Source organism: Pelosinus sp. IPA-1 (assembly GCF_030269905.1).
Lineage (GTDB): Bacteria > Bacillota > Negativicutes > DSM-13327 > DSM-13327 > Pelosinus.
Genome location: NZ_BSVC01000009.1, coordinates 246,761 through 257,485 on the forward strand (window position 1 = coordinate 246,761; position 10,725 = coordinate 257,485).

Annotated in this window: 10 protein-coding genes and 1 pseudogene; all 11 read right to left on the reverse strand. The window is 36.2% G+C overall.

The features are described from left to right. Positions 1-160 precede the first annotated feature (160 nt). Positions 161-2,776, reverse strand: coding sequence for a diguanylate cyclase domain-containing protein (locus QSJ81_RS21320; protein ID WP_285719366.1), 2,616 nt, complete (start codon positions 2,774-2,776; stop codon positions 161-163). A gap of 240 nt (positions 2,777-3,016) precedes the next feature. Next, a complete protein-coding gene (locus tag QSJ81_RS21325; protein ID WP_038674191.1) occupies positions 3,017-3,427 on the reverse strand; it encodes a VOC family protein in 411 nt (136 codons plus the stop codon). Between the two features lie 434 nt (positions 3,428-3,861). Further along, complete coding sequence (locus QSJ81_RS21330; protein ID WP_285719367.1) at positions 3,862-4,407, reverse strand: N-acetylmuramoyl-L-alanine amidase family protein; 546 nt, start codon at positions 4,405-4,407, stop codon at positions 3,862-3,864. A 330-nt stretch (positions 4,408-4,737) separates the two neighbouring features. After that, positions 4,738-5,028, reverse strand: coding sequence for a hypothetical protein (locus QSJ81_RS21335; protein WP_285719368.1), 291 nt, complete (start codon positions 5,026-5,028; stop codon positions 4,738-4,740). A gap of 817 nt (positions 5,029-5,845) precedes the next feature. Next, positions 5,846-6,028, reverse strand: coding sequence for a hypothetical protein (locus QSJ81_RS21340; RefSeq protein WP_285719369.1), 183 nt, complete (start codon positions 6,026-6,028; stop codon positions 5,846-5,848). Positions 6,029-6,058: 30 nt separating this feature from the next. Further along, complete coding sequence (locus tag QSJ81_RS21345) at positions 6,059-6,229, reverse strand: hypothetical protein (protein ID WP_285719370.1); 171 nt, start codon at positions 6,227-6,229, stop codon at positions 6,059-6,061. Between the two features lie 627 nt (positions 6,230-6,856). After that, on the reverse strand, positions 6,857-7,822 hold the full coding sequence (locus tag QSJ81_RS21350) for a SaeA-related protein (RefSeq protein WP_285719371.1): 966 nt from the start codon (positions 7,820-7,822) through the stop codon (positions 6,857-6,859). Between the two features lie 256 nt (positions 7,823-8,078). Then, the gene (locus tag QSJ81_RS21355; protein ID WP_285719372.1) at positions 8,079-9,197 is read right to left on the reverse strand and encodes a LamG domain-containing protein; all 1,119 of its coding nucleotides are present in this window, start codon (positions 9,195-9,197) and stop codon (positions 8,079-8,081) included. A gap of 230 nt (positions 9,198-9,427) precedes the next feature. Next, on the reverse strand, positions 9,428-9,991 hold the full coding sequence (locus QSJ81_RS21360; protein ID WP_285719373.1) for a hypothetical protein: 564 nt from the start codon (positions 9,989-9,991) through the stop codon (positions 9,428-9,430). A 1-nt stretch (position 9,992) separates the two neighbouring features. Beyond that, entirely contained in the window at positions 9,993-10,535 is a 543-nt protein-coding gene (locus QSJ81_RS21365) for an N-acetylmuramoyl-L-alanine amidase family protein (RefSeq protein WP_285719374.1), read from the reverse strand. A gap of 4 nt (positions 10,536-10,539) precedes the next feature. Beyond that, positions 10,540-10,725, reverse strand: a pseudogene (locus QSJ81_RS21370) (hypothetical protein); the annotation flags it as partial.

Here is a 10,725-nt window from a genome sequence, read left to right on the forward strand (position 1 = left end):
TCCGTAAAACAAAATAACCACAGAATTAGAGAGAATTCTTCAATAAATACCATCACCTTCTCTTTCCTTGCAAGAGTTGAAGTTATTTCTTAGCAAAGCGAAGCCAGTTACTAATAGCCAAAAAAAATCAGATGCAGTTGTAATAACTACATCTGATTTTCTATTTATTTTCCAGTAATTTGACAAATGTATTCACTAAATGAGGATCAAATTGGGTTCCTGCGCATCCGTTTAACTCCGCTAATGCCTCGTGCTCTTTCATCGCTTTACGATAAGGACGATCGTTTGTCATAGCATCATAGGCATCTACAATTGATAGCATACGGCATTCTATGGGAATATTATCTCCCTGGATACCAAAGGGATATCCCTGACCATCCCACCATTCATGATGCTTAAGTATCCACTCCGCAATCGGCTCTAGATCAGGGGCCGACCGGGCAATACGATAACCGATCTCAGCATGCTGCCGCATAACAATTGTTTCATCTACAGTTAAACGACTAGGTTTAAACAAAATGTGATCTGGAATTCCAACTTTGCCAAGATCGTGAAATTGTGCAAATAAACGAAGATCTGCTAACTTTTGTTCCGGCAAACCGATAGCCGTTGCGAGAGCGACAATCAAGTTTTTCAGGCGATCGCCATGCCCTTCTATAATAAAATCTCGAGCTTCTAGAGCACTCATCAACGCCTGAACAATCGCGCTCTTTGTACTTTTATGCCTATGTAACTTTTCTCTATACATGTAGTTATCTGCTTCCTTAAACAGCGCATCCACATCCGTCGGCATCTCTTTACTTACAGCGAAGCCCATAGATAAACTAATTGGTACTTTAGGGCTTGTTTCATTATACTCTTCTATTATTGTTCGCGTTCTTGAGCACGCGGCTTTAAGGGCAGATATGGAATTCGTCGGAAGAAGTATTGCAAATTCATCCCCACCAATACGGGCTATCAAATCATCTGGACGAAACGACTTTTTTAGAACTTGAGCAACTGCTTTTAAAACTTCATCACCCATGCTATGCCCCAAGGTATCATTAATCAATTTCAAGCCATCTAGATCACAAATAATCAATCCTATAGGAATCTCTCGAGCATTCCCTCTGCGTTTCATTTCTTCTTCAAAATAGGCACGATTATATAAACCTGTCATTGCGTCATGCAAACTAATATAAGCAAGTTTCTCCTCGATCTGCTTGCGATCCGTTACATCCCGGATAACTACCAGTACCTCTTCGTTACCACTTGGTAAAATTCTTGCTTCATAATGATAATGCCCTTGATCCACTATTACCTCAAATTCATACATCTGAAAGGTTTCTTTTATAATCGCTTGCTCAATTGCAAGCATTATCTGCTCGGAAACCCCTTCACGAAACACCTCAATCACTCTTTTATAAACCTTATCTGATATCAAATAATAGGGTAATTGACCTTTTATTTTACACTCAACTAATGTCCCATCGCGTTTAATTAGAAACATGTCATCAGGCATTGCATCAATCAGTGCCTGATTATTTGCTTGCATTTTATAAATTTCCAGTTCTCTCTTTTTTCTTTCTCTAATATCACGAACTACAGCCAATATACGATCATCATCGCCAATTTTAGCATATTTCAAATTTACTTCAACCCAAATACGTTCTCCTGCCTTGTTTTGAATTACCCATTCAAAAAGCTGTGGTTTACCCTGGGCTGCCTGACTAAGCCACTCTCTTGCTTCTTTTCTGCCGTAGGGGGATTCCTGTTTTCCCAGTCCATCTAAACCTCGTGAAATAATCTCTTCATGTGTTAATCCATATAGTTCTTGCGCTTTTCTGTTGCTATCTATAATCTCAAAGGTCTTAGCATCATGTACAAATATCCCATCATTCGCAGTATCAAATATTGCGTGATAATGGGCTTGGGAGATCTCTAGAGCCTTCTCTGCATATCTTCTTTCGTTTAATTCGTTTTTATATGTTGTCAAAAGGTTTGTATTATCCAATGCAATGGAGGATAATTCTGCAAAACGATTGAGTAAGTCAACCTCACGGGCAGTGAATTTTCTTTCAGGTTCTGCATAAGACAATCCTAATGTACCAAATACTCTCCCTTCGGATTTAAAAGGTACTTGTACCGTACAATGCATTTGATCAAAGTAGGAATCTTTCAAGCGTTTGTGCCAAGTACTATAGTCATCTACGATCATCAATTCCCCAGTTCTATACACTTCACCTACAAGTCCGTCGATCAGCTGGTCAGTTCTTCCCTTATCTTGATTATAATTTCCAATACCGACAAGCCTTTTGTAAACTCCTTTGGGGGCATCAATTAGGCAAATATATCCGTGAGGCGTCCCAACTAATTTGGCTGCGCTTTCTACAATATCTTCGATTAACTCGCTGGAATCAAGTCGATTCATAAGCCCCAATGCAGTTTCATTTAAAGAGCCCAATACTAAATTTTGTTTTTGAATTTCTTGCTCCCGGTTTAATAGCTCGTCTAGCTGCTGACGCAACTCCTCTTCAGAAGCTAATCTTTCTTCTCCTAAATTCTCAAGAGCAACATTCTGTTCCATTAATATTTTATGAGATTGTTTTACCATGCCATACAAGAGCCATCCTGTACATAAAACAAAAAACCAACCTTTAGAAATAGAAAGCAGCGTTATTATTCCTGGATCGGAGAATACCCTTTCTATTATTTTATCGGAAAATAAAATCCACATAATTCCAATGATGATGTAAGTAACTGTAATACGCAATGCATTCCATCCAATCAAATTCATAATAATCACCACTCTTTCATCGTTATTTTCCTAAACATTAATGCTTATTTTTATCCATAAGATGGATCTATGTCCATTCCTTTCCTTATTCTTCGACATTTTTTTTATTTTTCCTATTTAAGATGCCATTTTTTCTAATAAATACTAAATAACTCTTATTATTAATTGCTCTGCTAAAATAAAAAAAAAGCCACTCCCACAGGAATGGCCTTTTCAACTACTATATAAAGCAATTTTTTATCAGCTTTTAAACGCGTCATAAATCTTTTGATACTCTGGCGTTGGAGAAATTGGTGTGTAAATATACAGATGAACCCCATTTGGATCGTTAACTACAAAACTTCTCTCTCCCCAATGCTTATTCTGTAGTTCTTGATAAATATTAACTCCCTCTTCCTTTAAACGATGGTATTCAGCATCTACATCATCTACCTGAAAAGAAAGAATTAGACCCTTACCATTAAAAAATTCGCCCTCTTCTCTTTGAGGCAATGTAAAACTTATGCCATTTGTCGGCAAATCCTTTGCAATTAGCTCTATGTACCAATCACTTTCATAGACAAGTTGAAAGCCAAAATGACGAATATAAAATTCTTTGGATTCTTGCAGCTTATTTGTATTAATCGTTGAATCAACACGTTTTATTTTCATGAAAAACCTCTCCTCTCGCTAACTCGTGAATCTTTATTTTAGAAAATTGAAACTCAATATAGATATGTTGTAAAAGTAAATTAGTCCACATATTAATTATATTATTTATTCCACGTTTTATACTAAATTCCTCCAAAAAAACAGTATCAAACATAATACAATCCTTTTTTCCCTTATCAGCCTAAATCGCAGATAAAAGTAAAGGTACTTCACACCCTATTATTGCGGATGAGTCGGATAAAAGCATCTATATACTAAGGTAATCTTGCGCCCTACGATCAAATGATCTCTCCTTACAATTTACGCTCTTTTAAATTTCGATAAAAAAAAGAAAAAGCCCTCCCCTCAATCACCAAACTATGACAGTTTTAGCTAAAAGCCCCACTAATATCAAATACCGCTGTTATAGAACAGCGGTATTTGATATTATATCTTCAGTTACAAATTTGAGTTTCTCCCAGACTTAAGTAGTCGGTAATGCCTCTCGCAATTGCCGCCGCTAATTGGTCTCGCTTGGCCTCATCAGCAAGTAATGTTTCCTCATCCTTATTTGAAATAAAGGCTGTTTCTATAAGAACCGCAATACAATTTGTAATACGCAAAACATAAAAATTGCCGCTTTTCACACCACGATCAACCGTCCCTATACTGCTAACTATCTGTTGTTGAATACAAGCAGCAAGTTTTTCGCTATCACTACCAAGTTCATAGCAATAGGTTTCCGTACCTTTTGCATTTGCATCAACAGCTACGTTGCAGTGTATGGAAATAAACAAATCGGCTCCAAATCGATTCGATGCATCTGTAATTTGAGACAGCGTATTTTCTTGTACCTCTAAAACATCGCAATCTACAGCACGAAGATAATTTGCAACCCTTGACATTAAATCACAATTGACATCTGACTCTCGCAAACCCGTAGGTCCAACTGCACCACTATCCCGTCCAGGATAATGCCCTCCATTAACAGTTATTTTCATTTACCACGCCCCCTTTATAAACTCATTTATAGTTGATTACATTCTTATCCAGCTTATAATTCAACCAATAAAAAATTATTTTATAATAAGTTGTAACACTGTACCTTATTTATAGATATTTCATATTATGCTACAAAATCACGAACTGCCCAAACAAAATAAGAAAAGACTTGGCTTGTGCCAAGTCCACGGACGCAGGCAGAAGCCTTAGTCGTTCTTACTTGGAATCAAGAAAGTATATATACTTTCTCATTCCGCAAAATACCCCGCATTCTGCGGGGCTCACATTACTACTAATTTGCTATATATGCTTACTCTTTAAGTTATTGTCTACAAATCATATAGGTCCTTTGCCAATTTATGGTTACTAATGCTTGTATTCAAAAACCCTAATGCATTCCAAAAATCACATCTAAATTTATCCATTATTATATTAATAGTTAAACCTTCCACATTAAACTCATCTAATATAGTCCTATCAGTTAGATAGGCATCAAGTACCCCTTGTAATCTTTCATCGATGATACTTAAGTCATAGAATATCATGTCTATCTCACCTTCATCTGAATAGCCTTCTTCCAATAGTATATTATTTATAATCCTTTTATCAAAAGTAATCATATTCCCTCCTATTTTCTTCTCTTTTCCCTTTTGTCATATTTTTAGGATATACTACCATAGGAAATATTTCCTCCCCTAAAAGGTGTAGACTTTAATATTTTTTTCACGAATTTTTTTAAAAATAATTCTCAAGAGCCTTGATTTCACTGAAGCTGATTATAGACTCAGCCTGCAGACCTACTCATCCCGAATGACGTTTTATAGAAGTCACATGTGCACAACCCTTTATTTTATTTTACGATCATTATATTTTGTGGATAACCCTGTTTATAAACTGTGAATTATTGTGGATAACTCTATTTTATTTCTATATGCATTACCAGGAACATATTTTTTTTACAATAAGAGAAACCTATTATATTCTAAGGATTTGTAACTATAAAATTATGTAGTTTCTCTTTATTATTCTGATAGGTTTACTATTACCTAAATAAACCTTTGCAGCCTTACAAAAGTAGAATACGGACTATAGCAGGGACAATTACGAAATACAATTTTTTTTGATTCTTTCCCCATATAATCCGCGTCGATTTTAGAAAGGTGTCGACTTATAAAAAAGGAAACCATGCCAGTAATTGAAATCTAAATTCACTAGAAAAGCAATAAAAATCAGACAAGTAATCTTGTCTGATTTCATTTTATATCTAATTGCATCACTACATTCCATGTTTATTTTTGAGAATTTTAATGAAAGTTGCTCTGAGACTAATTGAAAAAGAGGAAAAGCAAAAAGGATATATTAAATCCCCCGCTCGCTGTTGTTTATTTTATAAAAAAATACTTATCAACTGCGTATACTAGACGCAAGTTTTAATCATTATTCGTATTTTTCCCATTCTTCATTTTCATATGTTTCAATATATGCGACTCCATACTTTGATTGCCATTCAACAACTTTATCACGAGCTTCTTCGATAGTTGAACCAGGAGATAACTCAAAATAGTAATAGTTGTTTTTAAACCGTTCATAAGCAACTACTCTAATTTTATTATGAATCATTTTAATTCCCCCTATAGGAATAAATCCCTATTATTCTTTTATTTTCTTACGTCTCTCAAAATCAACTAACTCTCTAATTTTAGCATGGGTCATAATTTCTAGTTCTCTCGTAAGATCCCCTAATAGTGTCTCGATCTGTTCTTCACTAGCCTCAGTAAAGTATTTTTTCGTTAATTGTTTTAATTCTTCATAATTTAGCATTTTTCAATACCCCTATTCCATAATAATTATTATCATTTCGTCACTAGTATATTTATCCCTTGTCAGTTAATATTATTTTTTCTCAATAAGCCACTTTCTCTCTTCATCGAATAAATAGACTTGTTTGTTGCATCCTGCAAGTATACCATATTCCTAGACCGCCATCCTTCAACGCTGGTGCCTGTCGCCATCTAAAATTCTATCAATTTGAAATACCCGCCCGTCTTCCCATTTGATAGTTAGTGGTCTAACCTTACCATCTATGTAATGTTCAGCTGTAATTTGCACGAGACTTTACTCATATTCAACACTCCCCAAGTAGAACACACGTTCGTTATAATTATAAAATTTAAACGCCTATAAATCAAGTAGCAGATTTTTATTTTTTTAACTGCCTCACCAGTTACCACCATTTACTTTTTAAAAGCCGACATAGCAAAGAAACTTTGTTAAAACTGTGTTTTTCCTGTACATAGACTTTCACTAATACACATTCCGTAATAACAATAAATTCAACTACCAAATGCAATTTTTTTCATTCTTTATCCGTACGTATGAATCGAATTTTAGATAGGTCTAAATAGAATAAAAGCCGTCCACCTTAATTAAAGATGAACGGCTGCAATACTACTTAGTAAGTGGTATTACCTCGAAGCTAATAATTTTATCAAATGCCAAATATTCTTTACCAACAGTCTTATTTAGCATATAACTCTTAGCAGCGGCACTTGTATAATTATTGAACCAATTAACAAAGCCTTCAATTTCAGCAGTAGATAATTCATATTCTCGCTCATTCGAGTTATTCATGGTAACTTGTAATAATGAAATTCCACTTTCTACTGGTGCTGCAATAGGCATTGCTGATGCCTCATTTGAAGTAGCGCTTTCATTTCCGCTACCATCTAATGCAGTAACTACATAGTAATAGGTAGTACCGTTAGTCACTGTATTATCGACAAAAGTTGTACCAGTTACGTTGGTAGCAATAGTTGTATATGGACCTCCTACAGTTGTTGAACGTTTAACGTTGTAAGCTTTTGCTCCAACGCCTGCCGTCCATGAAAGTGAAATTTGGGAGTCCCCTGGGTTTAAAGTTAAATTTTGAGGAGCCCATTCATGTGGATCAGGTGCTGTTGTATTGTCACAAAGTGAAAGTGCACTACCAGGGACGACTTGACAAAGAACATACAGTGGCTTGGCTAATGAGTTTAGATCATCAAATCTAGCACTAATGGCTACGCCATTTTTTTTATAACACATAGTTCCCGCATCAAAATCAATATCTGTTGTAATAATATCACCTGTTACAATTGATGTGTCTACTACCGGGCTAGAAAATGCTTTCGTTGTTGCCAATCCCCTCTGATTTGCTACCATACTAAGCGGATAATATCCTGTGAGGTCAGAAGACTTACTACCCACACCAATTACAGCAGAATTACCTTTATCCAGCTTGCATGAAAAGCTCAATTTCCCTGTCGTATACTCAGTATCCCCTAACGACGCAGTACCCCAATAACGCCCATCATTACCATTAATTGTATTCCCTCCGTTGGATAAATCTACTCTAGTATTTCTAGTAAAAAACATAATTAACACTCTCCATTTTAATATTTATATTTTTTAATTCAAGCCAACATAGCCAAGGAACTCTATTAAAAATGCGTATTTCCTTTATGTCGGCTTTCACTAATACACATTCCGTAGTAACTATAAATTCAACTACGGAATACAAATTTATTTCCTATTCTTTATCCGTGCAAAATAGCTTACTTCTAAATAGATAAAAAGCCCCGCCCTACCAATTAAGGTAAGACGGTGCTTAGTGTTTACCAAGGCAGCATCTCTACGCAGTTAGTGGTATCACTTCAAAGCTGATGATCTTCTCAAAGGATAAATATTCTTTACTCTTCTGTTCAGCCTTACTAAATACATATCCTGTTGTTCCTGTACCAATCGTACGGTTAAACCATTTTACAAAATCATCAATTTCAGACGTGGACAACTTATATTCTCGTTCGCTAGAATCACTCATAGTAATCCGTAACAATCCATATCCACTTGGAGCTTTCGGAGTTGCAAATGCTTCATTTGAATTAGTACTTTCATTTCCACTTGCATCAACTGCAGTAACTACATAGTAATAGGTAGTGCCATTAGTCACTGTTTTATCTACGTAATTCGTACCATTTACATTAGTAGCAATAACTGTATATGGACCGCCTGCAGTTGTAGAACGTTTTACGTTATAACTGATTGCATCAGCGACTGCATCCCATGAAAGAGTCACCTGGGAATCACCTGCGGTTGCAATTAGGTTGGTTGGAGCATTAATAACAACTGGATGGGTGAAATCCGATGTCCAGCGAGCTACGTTTGAAATACGGAATTCGTCAACATAGCCATCGAAAAAGCATTTATCATATGCCTCCGTATTACTCCATCCTCCAGTACCTATAACTACTGACCTCCCCATAGGAAGTGCTCCTGTATAAGGCAGAGTGCCTATCAAGGTTCCATCAACAAATCCATATAATGTGCTTTCTTTACGAACAAAAGCCAAATGATACCATTGATTTAACTTAAGATTAGGAGTAGCCCCCATTAGATAGGTTTTGCCGTTAACTGTAATTTGAAATTCCAATGTCCCACTCACATAGACAATACCAAAGTAATTGCCATCATCTTTATAAGAATTTATTACCCATTCTATACTACCTGCTGATGTAAACATTGCATACGTCTCAAAGGTCCAATCAGATGATCCAAATTGCAAATCATTTGTGATTGGAGTAGAAATATAAGAAGATGATGCTTTGGGAACATATAAGCTACTGCTCCCATTCTTTTTTTGCACCGTACTTGTTGCCGCTCCCCCCTTCACTGTCCAAACCTTCCCGCACTCATCTTTCACACCATCCTCAAAATGCAATAACGATACTGTGTATTGATCAACTTCATACATAAATTATTACCTCCATTTATTTTATTTAAAGCCAACATAGCCAAAGAACGCTTATTTTAAATGTGTGTTTCCTGTATATCGGCTTTCACTAATACACATTCCGTAGTAACTATAAATTCAACTACAGAATGCATATTTTAAAATTATATGTTACAAAAACCATAATTTAATGATGCAGTAAATTACAATTATACAAATTATCATTTTTTACAAGGTAGATGCTATAAGCTTTAACGTGTGAGCAAATATCCTCCTGCAACAGTGCCAATTATCCATTCGATACGTTCCTTCTTACGAGAGGATTTTTCTTTGTCTAACTCTTTAGCGTGTATCTTTGATTGTTTTTCTAGTTCTTGATTAGCTATTAATCTCGCTTGAGCATTCGCCATTTCTGTAACATCTATTTTAGTAGTGGAAGATGTAGAAAATCTAAGCTCACCATTCTCACCTATCTTAACATCAGGCTGTCCTGATACGTTAGGCACTTCAACCTCTTGACCATTCACGATAGCAATAACTTTACCTTGTTTCTCTACAAATTGCAGGATAGCTCCCTCTTGGCTTGGTGCTTGCACAGCTACCTCCCTTATTGTCTCGGTTTTAGTATTTATGACTTGCGGGGGCAACGTGACAACGGTTTGTGTATTGGCTTTCTGCGCTTGATCAATGATTTGCTGCTTCCACTCTTTATATTCGGCATTCCCAAAATAAAATAGGGCCAGCAATAGTGCTAACCCCAATAGATATTTCCAGTTGTTTGAGATAAATGTTTTTCCTGTTTCTAAATTTATCATGCTACATACCTCCCACGTAATCAGTTACACCCCTAGCAATAGCGGCAGCAAATTGATCACGCTTACTTTCGTTTGCAAGCAAGGACTCATCTTCAGCATTGGAAATAAAGGCTGTCTCAACTAGAACCGCTACTGCATCAGAATTGCTCAATACATATAGTCCGTTGACATGTGGCGTAGCATTTTTAATACCACGGTCAACTGTAGCCAGTGTATTAATAATTTGTGATTGGATACATGTTGCTAGTTTCTCACCGCCTACCGATCCATTGCAGTACCACGTTTCAGTACCCTTAGCCTCAGTATTTCCTGCAGCATTGCAATGAATTGAAACGAATAAGTCTGCACCAAAGGAATTAGATGCATCGATGATTTGATATAGTTCGTTTTCCTGTACTTCTAAAACATCATACCCAACTACACGAAGGAAGCAGGCTACATGCTTCATAATGTCCCTTGCCACAACTGCCTCTTGCAAACCAGTTTCACCAACTGCTCCACTATCCTCCCCTGGGTAATGTCCACCATTAATTGTTATTTTCATGTTATTATTCCTCCTCATGTAATTTTGGCGTATTAGTAGTCTTTTGCATTTTGCGTATAGCGGCTACTTCCATATCAATGATCCAGCCTATTAAGACACTTGGAATAATTAGTTTTTGCCATCCTAGCACCTCATTTATCTGCTGGATAGCCACTCTTCGTTTATCAGCATTCTCCATATCGTCAGAGAA

Coding starts and splice junctions, on each gene's coding strand:
- QSJ81_RS21320 (WP_285719366.1), bottom strand. CDS start 2,776: ATGAATTTGATTGGATGGAATGCATTGCGTATTACAGTTACTTACATC.
- QSJ81_RS21325 (WP_038674191.1), bottom strand. CDS start 3,427: ATGAAAATAAAACGTGTTGATTCAACGATTAATACAAATAAGCTGCAA.
- QSJ81_RS21330 (WP_285719367.1), bottom strand. CDS start 4,407: ATGAAAATAACTGTTAATGGAGGGCATTATCCTGGACGGGATAGTGGT.
- QSJ81_RS21335 (WP_285719368.1), bottom strand. CDS start 5,028: ATGATTACTTTTGATAAAAGGATTATAAATAATATACTATTGGAAGAA.
- QSJ81_RS21340 (WP_285719369.1), bottom strand. CDS start 6,028: ATGATTCATAATAAAATTAGAGTAGTTGCTTATGAACGGTTTAAAAAC.
- QSJ81_RS21345 (WP_285719370.1), bottom strand. CDS start 6,229: ATGCTAAATTATGAAGAATTAAAACAATTAACGAAAAAATACTTTACT.
- QSJ81_RS21350 (WP_285719371.1), bottom strand. CDS start 7,822: ATGTTTTTTACTAGAAATACTAGAGTAGATTTATCCAACGGAGGGAAT.
- QSJ81_RS21355 (WP_285719372.1), bottom strand. CDS start 9,197: ATGTATGAAGTTGATCAATACACAGTATCGTTATTGCATTTTGAGGAT.
- QSJ81_RS21360 (WP_285719373.1), bottom strand. CDS start 9,991: ATGATAAATTTAGAAACAGGAAAAACATTTATCTCAAACAACTGGAAA.
- QSJ81_RS21365 (WP_285719374.1), bottom strand. CDS start 10,535: ATGAAAATAACAATTAATGGTGGACATTACCCAGGGGAGGATAGTGGA.